Annotated in this window: 13 protein-coding genes; 12 read left to right on the top strand and 1 reads right to left on the bottom strand. The window is 48.6% G+C overall.

The features are described 5' to 3' along the window. Nucleotides 1-142 precede the first annotated feature (142 nt). From T3H97_RS23540 to T3H97_RS23530, 3 genes are all read left to right on the top strand, one after another. The gene (locus T3H97_RS23540) at nucleotides 143-277 is read left to right on the top strand and encodes a hypothetical protein (RefSeq protein WP_328801022.1); all 135 of its coding nucleotides are present in this window, start codon (nucleotides 143-145) and stop codon (nucleotides 275-277) included. A 151-nt stretch (nucleotides 278-428) separates the two neighbouring features. Then, nucleotides 429-1,542, top strand: a protein-coding gene (gene prfB, locus T3H97_RS23535) for a peptide chain release factor 2 (protein WP_103047450.1) whose coding sequence is annotated in 2 segments (ribosomal slippage) — nucleotides 429-500 and nucleotides 502-1,542 — 1,113 coding nt in all. Because the reading frame shifts where the segments join, the coding sequence is not laid out codon by codon here. Between the two features lie 97 nt (nucleotides 1,543-1,639). After that, a complete protein-coding gene (locus tag T3H97_RS23530) occupies nucleotides 1,640-2,539 on the top strand; it encodes a YitT family protein (protein ID WP_272640955.1) in 900 nt (299 codons plus the stop codon). Between the two features lie 95 nt (nucleotides 2,540-2,634). Here T3H97_RS23530 and T3H97_RS23525 read toward each other — a convergent pair whose 3' ends face one another. Further along, the gene (locus T3H97_RS23525; RefSeq protein ID WP_328801021.1) at nucleotides 2,635-3,555 is read right to left on the bottom strand and encodes an SMP-30/gluconolactonase/LRE family protein; all 921 of its coding nucleotides are present in this window, start codon (nucleotides 3,553-3,555) and stop codon (nucleotides 2,635-2,637) included. Nucleotides 3,556-3,971: 416 nt separating this feature from the next. Here T3H97_RS23525 and argC point away from each other — a divergent pair, with 416 nt between their 5' ends. From argC to T3H97_RS23480, 9 genes are all read left to right on the top strand, one after another. Beyond that, complete coding sequence (argC, locus tag T3H97_RS23520) at nucleotides 3,972-5,021, top strand: N-acetyl-gamma-glutamyl-phosphate reductase (protein WP_328801020.1); 1,050 nt, start codon at nucleotides 3,972-3,974, stop codon at nucleotides 5,019-5,021. 104 nt (nucleotides 5,022-5,125) lie between these two features. Then, nucleotides 5,126-6,352, top strand: a complete 1,227-nt coding sequence (gene argJ, locus T3H97_RS23515) for a bifunctional glutamate N-acetyltransferase/amino-acid acetyltransferase ArgJ (RefSeq protein ID WP_328801019.1) — start codon at nucleotides 5,126-5,128, stop codon at nucleotides 6,350-6,352. 83 nt (nucleotides 6,353-6,435) lie between these two features. Then, a complete protein-coding gene (gene argB / locus T3H97_RS23510) occupies nucleotides 6,436-7,275 on the top strand; it encodes an acetylglutamate kinase (protein WP_328801018.1) in 840 nt (279 codons plus the stop codon). A gap of 53 nt (nucleotides 7,276-7,328) precedes the next feature. Then, nucleotides 7,329-8,591 (top strand): acetylornithine transaminase, encoded by a 1,263-nt coding sequence (locus T3H97_RS23505; protein WP_328801017.1) that lies wholly within the window; start codon nucleotides 7,329-7,331, stop codon nucleotides 8,589-8,591. Between the two features lie 48 nt (nucleotides 8,592-8,639). Next, the gene (gene argF, locus T3H97_RS23500; protein WP_103047454.1) at nucleotides 8,640-9,596 is read left to right on the top strand and encodes an ornithine carbamoyltransferase; all 957 of its coding nucleotides are present in this window, start codon (nucleotides 8,640-8,642) and stop codon (nucleotides 9,594-9,596) included. 60 nt (nucleotides 9,597-9,656) lie between these two features. Beyond that, the gene (locus tag T3H97_RS23495; protein WP_328801016.1) at nucleotides 9,657-10,892 is read left to right on the top strand and encodes an argininosuccinate synthase; all 1,236 of its coding nucleotides are present in this window, start codon (nucleotides 9,657-9,659) and stop codon (nucleotides 10,890-10,892) included. A gap of 87 nt (nucleotides 10,893-10,979) precedes the next feature. Beyond that, nucleotides 10,980-12,392, top strand: a complete 1,413-nt coding sequence (gene argH / locus T3H97_RS23490; RefSeq protein WP_328801015.1) for an argininosuccinate lyase — start codon at nucleotides 10,980-10,982, stop codon at nucleotides 12,390-12,392. 447 nt (nucleotides 12,393-12,839) lie between these two features. Beyond that, on the top strand, nucleotides 12,840-13,091 hold the full coding sequence (locus T3H97_RS23485; RefSeq protein WP_069292030.1) for a hypothetical protein: 252 nt from the start codon (nucleotides 12,840-12,842) through the stop codon (nucleotides 13,089-13,091). Then, nucleotides 13,084-15,543: a cyclic di-GMP-binding domain-containing protein, MshE-related gene (locus T3H97_RS23480; protein WP_328801014.1), complete on the top strand. Its 2,460-nt coding sequence runs from the start codon at nucleotides 13,084-13,086 to the stop codon at nucleotides 15,541-15,543. The genes T3H97_RS23485 and T3H97_RS23480 overlap by 8 nt, the downstream gene beginning before the upstream one ends. Nucleotides 15,544-15,561 lie beyond the last annotated feature (18 nt).

Below are 15,561 nucleotides of genomic sequence, written 5' to 3'. Positions count from 1 at the left end.
CCATTTTGTGCCATACAGGGGATGCACTGATGTTTTCAGCTTATAGCGTTTTTGTTGGAGGATCGGTTTGTTATCGATGGATGGTTAATTGCTCTTAAATTTTTTGAAAACAATTATGACAAGCAAGCGGGTCTTAGCTTGCTTGTCAGTTAATTCAGCTCTTGACTCGGCTCACATACCTGAGCTGATTATCTATAAGTCGTTTGACTTTACGGCGGTTGGTAGCGAAGCGGAGGATTTGAATCTGGAGAAGCGTCAGCGTTCGCCTTTGCAGTGAGATGCCCACCTTTGAATGTGTTAATCCAATCAAGGGCATCTCGCTGCAACAGCGATCGTAAGATCAAATCATTCGCGCAGCGCCTACCCACCAGCCGTAACTCACAACGCTTTTACTCCCCCTAACCATATATTAAAAGGAGAATGACATCATGATTGATCCAAGTGTAAAACATGATTTGCGAGAAATAGGCAAGAAACTAACAAACCTTAGGGGGTCTCTTTGACTTAGATCTCAAACAGGAAATGATCGCAAACTTTGAAGTAAAGATGGCTGCGCCTGACTTTTGGGATGATAATGACAAGGCCCAAGGTGTAATTGCAGAAATGAACGCTGTTAAGTCTTCAGTAGACAGCTATGAACAGCTTCGTCAGGAATATGAAGACGCTGGTATGATGGCTGAACTGGCTGATGAGGAAGGCGATGAAACACTGGCTGGAGAGATCGAGAACAGTGTCACTTCTCTGCTGAGCAAGCTTCAGGAGTTTGAATTGCAATTGCTTTTGAATCAGCCGTATGACAAGCTTAATGCCATTCTGGAGTTGCATCCGGGAGCAGGCGGAACGGAGTCCCAAGACTGGGGGCAAATGTTGCTACGGATGTATACGCGCTGGGCTGAAAAACGAGGCTTTAAGGTAGAGACCCTGGATTATCTAGCGGGTGATGAAGCAGGGATTAAGAGCGTAACACTATTGATCAAAGGTTATAATGCCTACGGCTATTTGAAAGCGGAGAAAGGCGTGCATCGACTTGTTCGTATCTCTCCATTTGATTCCTCCGGCCGTCGTCATACATCGTTCGTATCCTGTGATGTGGTGCCGGAAATTGCGGATGATGTGGACGTTGAGATCCGCACGGAAGATCTTAAAATTGATACGTACCGGGCCAGTGGTGCGGGTGGTCAGCATATTAATACGACCGATTCAGCCGTTCGGATTACGCATTTACCTTCCGGTATTGTCGTGACTTGTCAAAATGAACGTTCCCAGATCAAGAACCGAGAGCGTGCCATGACGATGCTCCGTTCCAAGCTCTACGAGCGTAAGATCGAAGAGCAGCGTCAGCATTTGGACGAAATCCGCGGAGAACAGTCTGATATTGCATGGGGCAGCCAAATTCGCTCCTACGTGTTCCATCCATACAGCATGGTTAAGGATCACCGTACTAGCGTTGAAACTGGCAACGTAGGAGCTGTCATGGATGGCGATCTCGATCCGTTCATCGATGGTTACCTGCGCAGCCAAATTAAGCTGGACGCAGAATAATAGCCTGTACGTTTTCCTACAGTCCGCAGACCATGTGCCTGCGGACTGTAGGAATTTTTGTGTAACGGTATTTTTTAATTAAAGGAGAACACGAATGATGCCTCAATTGAATCCTCCCGCTGCTCGCCGAAGACGACGCAAGCCTCTGATTGCCGCCAGCGGACCCGCACGCAACGTGACCGATATTTTACTGATTATACTCGGCTCTTTCATTACAGCGCTGACCTTTAACATGTTCTTGCTCCCAAACCGGATCGCATCCGGGGGTGTATCGGGCTTGTCTATCTTGGGCGAGGAACTGTTTGGTCTGGAACCCGCCTATACGCAATGGGGAATGAATATTCCGTTATTTATAGCAGGGGTCCTGCTGTTAGGGAAAAAATACGGTTTGCGTTCTTTGCTGGGAAGTATCATGCTGCCGCTATTCGTTTATGTGACGAAGGACTGGGCAGTTCCGACAACCAATCCGTTGCTGGCTTCGCTATATGGCGGAATCGGAGTAGGGTTGGGTTTGGGTACTGTGTTTCGTGGCAGGGGCTCGACGGGTGGACTGGCTATTTTGGCGCAGATTATTCAAAAATATACGGGTTTTAGTCTTTCTCTCTGTGTCATGTTGATGGATGGCACGGTGATTACACTGGCTGGTTTCACCCTCTCGCCGGAACGGGCGCTGTATGCGTTGATCGGCTTGTTTGTAACGGGCAAGGTCATTGATGCCGTGGAAATGGGATTGAGCTACTCCAAAGTGGCTTACATCATATCCAATCAGAAAGAAACGATCACGCAGGCTATTTTGCAGGATTTGGACCGGGGATTGACAGAGCTGGCGGGACGGGGCGGTTACACGAACGAAGAACGTCCTGTGCTTATGGTTGTAGTCGGGCAAAACGAGGTAACTCGCCTCAAAACGCTCGTCCGTTTGGTAGACCCAGAGGCCTTTGTGATTATTAGTAATACTCGTGAGGTATTGGGTGAAGGGTTTAAGAAGGAAAGCTGAAACAAAGAGGGCCTTCTGGAGGCTTGCTTTTAGCTGAATCAATGTAGGAGAGCCCATTAATCTAGTGGGCTCCTCTCTCTTTAGCATGGCTTTTGCTAGTTTCTTTTTACTAATCGTTCAAGCCAATTTGCCGTTTGTCCTTGATTAAAATATGAGGTTGGCGTCCCTTTTACGCCTGTTTTCACCATGAATAGACCGCCTGCTAAGGGTTGATCGGTATTATCATCACCTTGAGCAGTTGTTATATATAACTCATCCAGATGTTCACCGCCAAAAGCACACGAAGTCACACAATTGACGGGGAGCGACACCTCAGCAATCACTTCTCCATGAGCAGGATGGATACGGGAGACACGTTTACCGCCCCATCGCGCGACCCACAACATGCCCTCTGCATCGATTGTCATGCCATCTGGATACCCTTCACTTTCATCCAATCTAGCCACCAGTTGCTTATTCCTAATAGTGCCTTGTGCCACATCGTAATCGAAGGAGACGACCTCCAATGTTGGAGTATCAATGTAATACATTGTACGATGATCTGCGCTCCAGGCTAATCCATTAGATATGGAGGCTTTATCAACCAGTAAGGAGACATGGCCTTTAGTGCTCAGACTATACAATGCTCCTTGCGCGTGTTCGTCATTTAAGCTCATTGTTCCTGCTAGAAAACGTCCTACAGGATCGCATTTTCCATCATTAAAACGATTACCTAGTCTACCTTCCTCAGGATCATGGATTAATACTTTGGTCCCTGTCTCAATATCCAAACAATATAGACCACTAGTCAGCGCTACGATTACTTTATTTTTGAGATAAGGTACAACTGCACCAATATGTTCACCAACATCTATTGTACGATCTGTGGACATAGAAGGATCGTAGATATGCAATTGAAAGCCTTCAATATCAACCCAAAATAAACGTTGAAACCGCTGATCCCAGCTGGGACCCTCGCCTAACTTTGCCTTTGCATCTATAACGATATTCGCTGTATATGTTTCGATGTGTAGCACTCCTAACGTTTTGGTTTATTTTCGACCCCAATTATCCGCTTCAGCGGCTCCTTTGCGTAGATTCACTAGATGCAGCCCATGTGATTGGCTCTTGTGTGTAGTGCTACGTATACTCTATTCATGTTCAACAAGTTTATAAAGTGCAGCAAATGACCAATCGAGATGAATACCAATATGTGAAATAATTTAAAGGGAATATCCCCCTTTTCTTTATGCAAAACGGCAGACTGTATTCAAGAGGCTCTCTGTCTATTTTTTATTTCCTTTATTATAGCCCGTACAGCCTGCCCGTCAAAAGAATAGGTAAGAGCGCATATTTTAAATTTAGAGGAATAACATGACATGAGGTGTTGTATTTATATGAATAGAGTCGTATAATAATACATATTTCATAGGAACGGAATGGAGGAAGGTCTGTGAGCAGCAAGTTAAAAGTGGCAATTGTCGGTTCCACCGGGTATGGCGGGGTGGAGCTGATTCGTTTTTTGGTTCATCATCCGCAAGTAGAGATTGTATCTGTTATTTCTTCATCCAGCGCGGGTGTCCCAATCAGTGACGGGTTTCCACATCTGACGGACATTGTGGTACAGGATTTGGACGGTGTCGAAGTCCACGAGATTGCTGCCAAGGCCGATCTGGTTTTCACTGCTACGCCATCGGGCGTTAGTACCAAGTTAGTGCCGCAGCTTCTTGATGCCGGACTGAAGGTCATTGACCTTTCCGGGGACTTCAGGCTTCGAAGCGGGGAAACGTATGAAGAATGGTATAAAAAGCCTGCGGCTTCACCCGAGTATCTCAAGCAAGCGGTATACGGACTCAGTGAGGTGTATGCAGAAAAGCTGGCGGGCGTTTCTTTTATTTCTAATCCAGGCTGTTATCCGACCGCAACATTGCTGGGCATTATTCCTGCGCTGAAAGCGGATTGGATTGACCATCGGTCGCTGATTGTAGATGCCAAATCCGGGGTATCCGGCTCAGGTAGGGGAACAAGCCTCGTTTCGCATTATGCGGAAATGAACGAGAATTTTAAGGCTTATAAGGTGAATAAGCACCAGCATATCCCTGAGATCGAACAGGTACTGGGTGATATTGCGGGCGAGGACGTTACGATTACGTTTACAACACAACTTGTTCCCATGACCCGAGGAATTATGAGTACAATTTATGTCACGCTGAAGGGTGACCATACAGATCAGGATCTTATCGGGTTATACCGGGATTATTATAAAGGGCATCCTTTTGTCCGTGTACGTGGCGAAGGTATATGGCCAGCAACGAAGGAAGTATTGGGTTCGAATTACTGCGACATCGGTTTTGCAGCAGATGCTCGAACCGGGCGCCTTACGATTATTTCCGTCATTGATAATGTTGTGAAGGGTGCCGCTGGACAGGCGATTCAGAATTTAAATTTGATGATGGGATGGGAGGAGAACCTCGGGCTGGGCTTCATACCGGTATATCCGTAAGTAGCAAGTAACCGCAACATGGATACGAAAAACGTCAGCGAGCGGAATTTCGAATACAGGCAGCTGTCATTCATCGAATATGTTGCGAACGAGGGCACATAATTATGGGCAAAGTAGAGTTTACAGTAGTAAACGGAGGCAACATCGTAACTCCGCGTGGCTTTACAGCCGGGGGATTACACTGCGGACTGAAAAATTCGAACCGTAACGATATGGGCGCGATTCGTTGCGAGGTAGAAGCGACAGCTGCTGCGGTGTACACCACCAATGTGTTTCAGGCTGCACCGCTGAAGGTGACCCGCGAGAGCTTGGCAGATGGTCGATTGCAGGCAGTAGTGGTGAACAGCGGAAACGCCAATGCCTGCACGGGACAACAAGGAGAGCAGGATGCCTACGCTATGCGTTCGGCTGCGGCTCATGAACTGGGTGTTGCTGAGAGCAATGTAGCCGTCGCCTCGACAGGCGTGATCGGCGAGCATTTGAAAATGGATTGCGTGCTTGGCGGTATATCTTCCTTACCTGACCGTATGAACGGGGCAAACGATGGAGCAGAGCAATTTACGCAAGCCATTCTGACGACGGATTTAGTTAAAAAGGAAGCGTGTGTGGCGATTGAAGTGGACGGTGTGACCATACACATCGCCGGGGCGGCCAAGGGCTCGGGTATGATACATCCGAATATGGCAACAATGCTCGCTTTTATGACCTGTGATGCAGCGATCGGACAGACGGCGCTTCATCAACTATTAAAGCAGGCAACGGATACCAGCTTTAATATGATTACGGTGGATGGGGATACGAGCACGAACGATATGCTAATCGCCATGGCGAGCGGACTGGCTGGCAACCGTGAACTGCACGTAGGGCATCCCGATTGGGACGCTTTTGCCGAGGCGTTCACCTATATCTGTCGAGAACTGGCGAAGGCAATTGCTCGCGATGGAGAGGGTGCTACGAAGCTAGTAGAGGTGTCTGTAAGCGGAGCGGTAAGCGATGCGTCCGCTCAAGCGATAGCCAAGACGGTGGTTGGGTCCAGTCTGGTCAAGTCAGCCGTCTTCGGAGCAGATGCGAATTGGGGACGGATTATTGCGGCTGTAGGACGTGCTGGAGAGCCAGTTAATCCAGATATGGTAGATATTCGCTTGGGTGATATTGTTGTGCTAAGCCAATCAAGTCCGGTCGCTTTTGATGAAGAAGAGGCGCTAGCCTATTTGCGGGGAGATACGGTGCAGATTATTGTTGATTTGCATCACGGGAACGGAACCGCTACAGCATGGGGCTGTGACCTAACCTATGATTATGTGCGGATTAACGCTGCTTATCGGACATAGATACCAGAATAAAATACGGATTGAGTAAGTCCAGCATCATTTGAAAATTGCACGGATATGCAGAGAAGAAAAGGAGCGATGATATGCAATCGGCAGTGGAACACGCGGATCAAGCGAATCATGCGGGAGTGGCACGTCGTAATTTTGTGATGAAATGCGGAGGAAGTACGCTGGCTGCGTTACCTGATTCCTTTTTTGAAGATTTGGCGCGTTTGCAGTCGGAAGGTCTTCAACCTGTTATTGTACATGGCGGTGGCCCTGCGATTTCCAACAACTTGGCGAAGCTGGGGATTGAAACAGAGTTTATTCATGGATTACGCAAAACGACCGAACCCGTGCTAGATGTCGTGGAAATGGTGCTGGCGGGCAGCATTAACAAGCAGATTGTACGTAGAATAGGGATGCATGGGGGCCGAGCGTTGGGGTTGTCAGGCAGTGATGGCTATTTAATCGAAGCCAAGCCTGTGTCGAATGCCGCAGAGGTCGGTTGGGTCGGAGAGGTAACATCCGTTCAAGCCTCGATTATCACAGGTATCCTGGATATGGACTATATGCCTGTTATTGCACCCATCGGGATTGATCGATCTGGTCAGCGTTACAACATTAATGCAGATACAGCGGCGGGTGCGGTAGCCTCTCATCTGGGGGTCAGTCGGATGATCGTCGTTACAGATGTACCAGGCATATTGAAGAAGTATGGCGGAGAAAAGAAGGTGTTGGACTCTATCACCGTACAGGAGATTGAGGATATGATCAGCACAGGTGAAATATACGGTGGTATGATCCCGAAAGTGAGAGCGGCTATTGCCTGTATCCATGGCAAAGTGAAGGAAGTCGTCATTGTGAACGGTAGCGAACCGCAGGTACTAAGCCGTGTGCTGGGCGGAGAATCGATTGGAACACGCATCGTGCGTATGCAGTAATTGCAATATATAGCTCGACCTATATAACCAAACGATAAAGGAGCGTGAACATAATGAGTAAGGAACCGAATACGCTGGTGAGCGAGGAAATGCCAAGTACGGATGGAAGCGGAGTGCAAACGGAAAAGGTGTCGGCAAAAGCGCAGACAGAAAGCTCCCTTTTTCCAACCTACGCAAGATATCCGCTTACACTGGTGAAAGGACAAGGAAGCTGGCTGTGGGACGATCAGGGCAAGCGTTATCTGGATTTCATGTCAGGCATTGCCGTTACCAATCTCGGCCATGCGCCTCAAGCAGTAGCTGAACGATTGAAAAAACAGATCGATGAATTGTGGCATGTATCCAATCTGTTTCATATTCCGGGGCAAGAACGGGCTGCTGCCTTGCTGACAGCCAATAGCAGCGCAGATGCCGTTTTTTTCTGCAACAGCGGGGCCGAAGCTAACGAAGCTGCAATTAAGCTGGCACGTCGTTACCACCAGAAGGTAAAGCAGACCGGTCGCTACGAAATCATTACGTTCACGCAATCCTTTCACGGACGGACGCTGGCGACCTTGACCGCTACGGGTCAGGACAAAGTTAAAGAGGGCTTTTTACCGCTTCCCGCCGGGTTCAAAAGTGTTCCGCTTCATGATCAGACGGCGCTTGAAGCAGCCATCAGTGAGCATACGGCGGCAATTATGCTGGAAATGGTGCAGGCCGAAGGTGGCATGTATCCGGTAGACCCTGCTTTCGTAGATGTGATTACAAAGCTGTGCCGCGAGCATGGTTTGCTGCTGATCATTGACGAGGTACAAACAGGTATGGGACGAACGGGCAAACTGTTTTCCTTTGAGCATTATGGTATAGAGCCGGATATCTTTACATTGGCGAAAGGGCTGGGCAGTGGTTTCTCTGTGGGTGCGATGCTAGGCAAAGGATATTTGCGTGAAGCGTTCACAGCGGGCAGTCACGGTTCTACCTTTGGAGGTACGCCACTTGCTATGGCAGCGGTTCAAGCTACTATTGAAACGATTATTGATGACAAGCTACCAGAACGTGCAGCTGAGATGGGAGATTACCTTTTCCATAGTCTGCAAAAGCAACTTGGAGATAGCCCTTTTGTAAAGGATATCCGTGGAAAAGGTCTGATGGTCGGTATTGAGTGTGCGGAACCGATAGCGGAGCTTGTTTTGGCAGGACAGAAGAAGGGCATTCTGTTCATTACAGCAGGACCAAACGTGATTCGTCTGTTGCCTAACTTGTATGTAACGAAAGACGAAATAGATCAGGCTGTAACCTTGATTGCTGAGTTGATTCGGGAGCATGTGGCTTAGTGTAAAGGCCAAATCATCCTAGACTATAATGTAAAAGGAGACGATAGCATGAGCCAGAGCGGCGCACTGCAACAGATGAATTTGAAAGGACGGGACTTCCTGGAGCTGGACGATTACTCTCCAGAGGAAATCCAGTATTTAATTGATCTCGCCATTGAAATTAAGCGTAAGCACAAAAACGGGGAAACCTATCAGCCGCTAAAAGGGAAAACGCTCGGACTGATTTTCGAAAAATCCTCTACACGTACACGGGTATCTTTCGAAGTCGGTATGTATCAATTGGGCGGGCATGCCCTTTTCCTCAGCAAAAATGACATTCAACTGGGACGCGGCGAACCGATTAGCGACATGGCTCAAGTCATGTCACGTTATCTGGATGGCATTATGATTCGTACCTTTGGGCACGATAATGTGGTAGAGTTGGCACGTTATGCGTCCGTTCCTGTGATCAATGGATTGAGTGATTTGGCGCATCCGTGCCAAGTGCTAGCTGATTATCAAACCTTGTATGAGCAAAAGGGTAAGCTAAAAGGGCTCAAATTAGCTTACATCGGAGACGGTAACAATATGGCTCATTCCCTCTTGATTGGGGGAGCAAAGCTTGGAGTGCATGTGTCCATTGCAAGTCCAGTTGGATACGAGCCGGACCCGAGTGTGGTCGCAGCTTCCCGTGAAATTGCCAAACAGACAGGTAGTGAGATCGTTATAACCCAAAGTCCGCAGGAAGCAGTACAAGATGCGGATGCGATCTACACAGATGTGTGGGCGAGCATGGGGTTTGAGGAAGAGCAGAAGGAGCGGGAGCTTGCTTTTGCCGACTTCCAGGTGAATGAGGAGCTGGTCAAGCTGGCGAAGCCGGATTATTTATTCCTGCACTGTCTCCCAGCGCATCGTGGAGAAGAAGTGAGCGCAGGCGTAATCGATGGTCCGAATTCGGTCATCTTTGATGAAGCGGAGAATCGTCTGCATGCGCAAAAAGCGCTGCTAGTTGCTTTAATGGCATAAGATTGATAGGTATTGATAGGTAAAGAAGATAAAGGTAAGCAATCGGGGAGGACTTCAACAATGGCAAAAGAAAAAATCGTACTCGCATATTCCGGCGGTCTGGATACGTCGGTCATTCTGAAATGGCTCAAAGAAACTTATGATGCTGAAATCATCGCATTCACCGCAGATATTGGTCAAAAGGAAGAACTGGACGGTTTGGAGGAAAAAGCACTCGCTACGGGGGCTTCCAAAGTGTACATTGATGATCTGCGTGATGAATTCGCCAAGGATTTTATCTATCCGATGTTCCAGGCGGGTGCTTTATATGAAGGACAATATTTGCTCGGAACGAGTATTGCACGTCCATTGATCGCTAAGCGGATGGTCGATATTGCGATTGCCGAGGGAGCAACAGCCATTGCTCACGGGGCAACAGGCAAAGGTAACGATCAGGTACGCTTCGAGCTGAACGCGGCAGCGTTGACGCCGGATATCAAGGTGATCGCACCTTGGCGGCTGGAAGAGTTCCGCAATCAGTTCCCGGGCCGTGCAGAAATGATTGCCTATGCGGAAAAACACGACATTCCGGTAACTGCTTCTGCAGCCAAGCCATACTCCATGGACCGTAATCTGCTGCATATCAGCTATGAAAGCGGCGTGCTGGAGGACCCTTGGTTTGATCCTAGTGCTCCTGAAAATAAAGAAATGTTCTTGCTCAGCAACGCGCCTGAGGACGCTCCTGATGAAGCAGAATATTTGGAGTTGGAATTTGAAGCAGGTAACTGCGTCGCTTTGAACGGAGAGCAGCTAAATCCACTGCAAGTGATGGAAAAACTGAATGAGCTGGGCGGCAAGCATGGTATCGGACGTGTGGATATGGTGGAGAACCGTTTTGTTGGTATGAAGAGTCGGGGTGTCTATGAGACGCCGGGCGGTACGATCCTGTTCACAGCTCACCGTAAAATGGAATCTATCACGATGGATCGCGAGGTTATGAATCTGCGTGATAGTCTGATTACCCGTTATGCTACCTTGGTTTACAACGGTTTCTGGTTCGCACCGGAACGTGTCGCTTTGCAGGCTCTGGTTCATGAGAGTCAGAAAAATGTCAGTGGTACCGTGCGCGTGAAGCTGTACAAAGGCAACATTATCGGTGCAGGCGTTAAAAGTCCGGTTAGCTTGTACAACCCGGATATTGCGACCATGGAAGCCGATCCGACACAAGCCTACGATCAAGGTGATGCAACAGGCTTTATCCGCTTGAATGCTCTGCGTTTGAAGGTCAACACGGGCGTAACACAAAATCATAAATAACGATGTAACCTAAAAAAATGTACGGGATGCGGGCCGTTCTTGTCCAAACGACGAGGGCGGCTTGTATTGCAGAGAGGGGATCATGCAATGAGTAAGCTATGGGGCGGACGGTTTACGAAGCAAACGAACAAGCTGGTAGAGGAATATACGGCTTCTATCGGGTTTGATCAGGCGTTGGCGGAAGAAGATATTCAAGGCAGTTTGGCTCATGTGGCCATGCTGGGGAAATGCGGAATTATTCCGCAGGAGGATGCAGACACGATCAAGGAAGGACTGCACACGGTCCTGGAGCGTATCCGCCGTGGGGAAATTGAATTTTCTGTTTCGGATGAGGATATTCACATGAATATTGAAAAAAATCTAATTGAGGCCATTGGTCCGGTCGGGGGGAAACTACACACTGGGCGCAGCCGTAACGATCAGGTAGCAACGGATATGCACTTGTACTTGCGAGGACGTGTGGTATCGCTGGTGGGTATGCTGCATGACGTACAAGCTGCATTAATCGGCCAGGCAAAGGATAATCTGGACACGATTGTACCTGGATACACACACTTGCAGCGTGCACAGCCTATTTTATTTGCACATCATCTGCTGGCGTATGTGTCTATGCTGGAGCGTGATATTGACCGACTCAAAGACAGCTACAAGCGGATTAATGTGTTGCCGCTCGGTGCTGGCGCTTTGGCCGGGACCACTTTTCCGATCGACCGTCACTTTGTAGCCGAGCAGCTAGGATTTGATGGTGTATATGAAAATAGCCTCGATGCCGTCAGCGACCGGGATTTTATCGTAGAGTTCCTGGCTGGCGCCTCGCTGATTATGACGCATTTGTCTCGTCTGAGCGAAGAATTGGTGCTATGGAGTAGCACGGAGTTTGGTTTTGTCGAGCTGGACGATGCTTTTTGTACAGGCAGCAGCATTATGCCGCAGAAGAAAAACCCGGACGTACCAGAGCTGGTACGTGGTAAAACCGGACGTGTCTATGGAAACCTGGTGGGCTTGTTGACTGTATTGAAATCCTTGCCGCTGGCATACAACAAGGATATGCAGGAGGACAAGGAAGGGATGTTCGATACCGTTGCCACGCTGGAAGGAGCCTTGCAACTGTTCGCACCGATGATCGCCACGATGAAGGTGAACAAGGATCGTATGCGTCAAGCGGTCAATCAGGATTTTTCCAACGCAACGGATATTGCGGACTTCTTGGTCGGCAAAGGGCTTCCGTTCCGTCAGGCGCATGAGGTCATTGGCAAAACCGTACTGTATTGCATCCAGCATGGAAAATACTTGCTTGATCTGACACTGGACGAATTCCAGCAGTTTTCGGATCTGTTTGACGAGCGTATCTATGAGGTACTTCAACCAGAAGCGGTAGTGAATGCACGGAATGTATATGGAGGAACTGCTACCGGGCAGGTACAGGCAGCCATTGGGCGCAGTGAACAGATCTTGGCGAATACATCAGCATGGTTTGAAGGGCACAACCCGAAAAAATAATCAGTAAAGAAAGATATTATTGTCTTGCACAGTAGCGGGATGCTGTGTAAAATCAAATTTTAAGGAATTAGCAATTTAGGTTTCAAAGGCACCGTTCGCGGTGTCTTTTGTGCTTTTTGGGGCATTAATTTGTAGTTCCAAATACCTATTAATACATTAGTGTGAAAGTTTCTAGAATTTACATTTTTGTATACTACGTCTACCATGATTATGGTAGAATAGCACTAAGTTTTTCATTGAATTACCAATTCAATAGGGCAAGAACTATATTCAATAAATAAATGTCAAGTTACTAGGGGCTCTTTTGCTCAGGCGAATTTCATAAATGTGTAAATGAAGGGTTTGAATGAGAAGAGAGGTATGTCCTGGTTTCGGGAGAACGGCAAGTAAAAGCTTTAAAGTAGCGACGTAGCAGAAGGCAGAGTCGGGATGATCCAGGGAGGTATTATGAGAACTAAAAGGACGGCGCGTCAGTTAAAGAGCGCTTGGATCGGTTATCGCGCTTCTGAAGCCGATCAACTGATATCTTCATTGCATGAGGAACGGGTGCAAGCGGAGGAGTTACTGCGTGAGGAGCGGGAACTTTTCCACGCGGCGCTGGAACGGAAAAAGCAGCGGGATGCGGAGTTAAAGCAGCTGCTTGCGGATGCGCTTGCGGAAGAGCGGCGCTGGATTGAAAGGGCGGGAATTCATGGGTGACAAGCTTAGGTGGCAGGTTGGAGGAGTTTCAATTCGCCAAACCAAGAGAAGAATAAAAGAAGAGCGTCAGCGAATCGAACAACTGCAACAACAGCTAGAGGCCCAGCGGTCAGAGCAGGCCCCGGTGCTATACAAGCTTGATTTTCATATCGAAGAGTTGGAACGGCGACTTCAGGATACAGAACTTCGTATCCAGGCGATACAGAACGCCAATGATACAGCAGCAGCTGTGGAACAATTGCTGGATGAAGGGTTACAGGATGGACAGGTGCAGGAGGCTCAAGTCCAATATGCATCTGGGCAGGAACAGGTAGCGGCAGGAACGGCTATGGGCGCTGCTTCCAGTATCCCTGGTACGGAAGGCGAAAAGGCAGCAAGAGGTACGCAGAGCGGACGAAACGGCAAGGCCCGTCTGGGCGATCAACTGGTGGAGAACGGGATGATCACCCGCGATCAGCTGACAGATGCCATCCGCAACCAGAAGCGTTACGGTGGCAGGCTGGGCGATATTCTTGTAGAAATGGGCTTCATTACAGCCGAGCAGCTCCAGGAACAGGTTGGCGGCGACGAGTCCAAAGAGCGCCTAGGCGATATGCTGGTTCGTTCCGGCTATATATTACCGGAACAACTGGAGCGTGCACTGGAGTTCCAGGCGAAGAGCGGCGGGCTGCTGGGCGACATCTTGCTGTCATTGCAAATGCTGGAACCTGCGGATTTGTACCGCGCGATTGCTACACAGAACCGAATCGGGCGTATTGGCGAGGAGCTCGCGCTGGATGCGGCGTACAAACTACCCGAGCAAGTGGCAATGGCTTATGGCGTGGTCGTCATCCATCAATATATGAACCGTTATATTGTGGCGGTCAGCGATCCACTGCCAGAAGAGCGACGCTTGAAGCTGGAAGAAATTTTGGGTATGCCGGTAGAGCAGGTGCTTGCTACGAAGGAAGAGATGGAGCAGCTCTGGGGTAAAATCTACGGTGAAGAAATGATGCAGGAGAGCACGACCGGGCTGTTGGAAAAAGAACCGCACAATTCGGCGCGGACGACTTTTACAAAGGGACAACTTTGGGTGTTCGCGGCCATGGGTATGATTACACTGCTCGGCCTCTTGTGGAACAGTTGGAAAACGGTGTTGATCATCAATATGATGATTCAGCTGTTTTATTTTGCGATGACGCTATTTAAATTTGGCATTATTTATCTCGGTTCCCGGCGTGGGGCGCAGCTTCGTTTCACGAAGGAAGAGGTTGACGCCATGGATGAAAAGAAACTGCCGATCTATACCATTCTGGTACCTATGTATAAGGAAGCGGGCGTACTTCCGATGTTGTTGCGGAATTTGGAGCAGCTGGATTATCCAAAGTCCAAGCTGGATGTGCGGCTGCTGATTGAAGAGGATGACATTGAGACGATCGAGCTACTTCGAGAAATGAAGCTGCCGGCCTATTACACGACACTGGTCGTTCCAGACGGTTTGCCAAAAACCAAGCCGAAGGCATGTAATTATGGACTGATTCGGGCACGTGGCGAATTTGTCGTGATTTACGATGCTGAAGATCGTCCCGACGCTGATCAGCTTAAAAAGGTCATTGCAGCTTTCGATTCACTCCCTGAGCATTATGCGTGTATTCAAGCGAAGCTCAACTACTTTAATAGTACACAAAATTTGCTGACCCGCTGGTTCACTCAAGAATACAGTATGTGGTTCGAGCTACTGCTGCCGGGTATTATGCAGTTAGATACCCCAATTCCGTTAGGCGGCACATCCAATCATTTTCGGGTATCTGTATTAAAAGATATTAATGCGTGGGACCCCTACAATGTAACCGAGGATGCCGATCTGGGCATACGTTTGTATAAAGGCGGCTACAAAACTGCTATTGTCGATTCCCGCACATGGGAGGAAGCTAACAGCCGCGTGGGCAACTGGATTCGTCAGCGGTCACGCTGGATCAAGGGATATATGCAGACGTGGTTGGTTCATATGCGCAATCCGGTTAAGCTGGTGCGTGAAGTGGGCTGGAAAGGCTTTTTCGGCTTTCAGGTGATGATTCTGGCAACTCCGATGTTGCCGTTGCTGAATCCGATTTTTTGGGGGTTGCTTATTTTATGGTTTGGCTGGGAGCTGTCCTTTATTCCCAAGCTATTCCCGGGTTATGTGTATTACCTGGCCAGCGCGGAATTTTATATCGGTAACTTTCTGTTCGTATTCAGTAATGTGGCCGGCATGTATTGGGTCATCGGGGAACTGGAAGAGCGCGGTGAACGAACATTTTCATACGCGATGGTCAAATATGGGCTACTCTCGCCGTTATATTGGGTACTTATGAGTATAGCTGCGGTGAAAGCAGCTTGGCAGCTCATTACCAAGCCGTTCTATTGGGAGAAGACCACCCATGGTCTGACCGATATGCACGATTTGGATGATACTCCGGCACAGTCCTCCTGAATATGAAGAAAGAAGGAG

The sequence above is a fragment of the Paenibacillus sp. LX16 genome (assembly GCF_036252815.1).
Taxonomy (GTDB): Bacteria; Bacillota; Bacilli; order Paenibacillales; family Paenibacillaceae; genus Paenibacillus; species Paenibacillus polymyxa_B.
Note: the sequence above shows the minus strand (reverse complement) of the source record. Positions and strands in the feature narration are given on the sequence as shown.

Coding starts and splice junctions, on each gene's coding strand:
- T3H97_RS23530 (WP_272640955.1), top strand. CDS start 1,640: ATGCCTCAATTGAATCCTCCCGCTGCTCGCCGAAGACGACGCAAGCCT.
- T3H97_RS23485 (WP_069292030.1), top strand. CDS start 12,840: ATGAGAACTAAAAGGACGGCGCGTCAGTTAAAGAGCGCTTGGATCGGT.
- argH (WP_328801015.1), top strand. CDS start 10,980: ATGAGTAAGCTATGGGGCGGACGGTTTACGAAGCAAACGAACAAGCTG.
- argB (WP_328801018.1), top strand. CDS start 6,436: ATGCAATCGGCAGTGGAACACGCGGATCAAGCGAATCATGCGGGAGTG.
- T3H97_RS23495 (WP_328801016.1), top strand. CDS start 9,657: ATGGCAAAAGAAAAAATCGTACTCGCATATTCCGGCGGTCTGGATACG.
- T3H97_RS23480 (WP_328801014.1), top strand. CDS start 13,084: ATGGGTGACAAGCTTAGGTGGCAGGTTGGAGGAGTTTCAATTCGCCAA.
- argJ (WP_328801019.1), top strand. CDS start 5,126: ATGGGCAAAGTAGAGTTTACAGTAGTAAACGGAGGCAACATCGTAACT.
- argF (WP_103047454.1), top strand. CDS start 8,640: ATGAGCCAGAGCGGCGCACTGCAACAGATGAATTTGAAAGGACGGGAC.
- T3H97_RS23505 (WP_328801017.1), top strand. CDS start 7,329: ATGAGTAAGGAACCGAATACGCTGGTGAGCGAGGAAATGCCAAGTACG.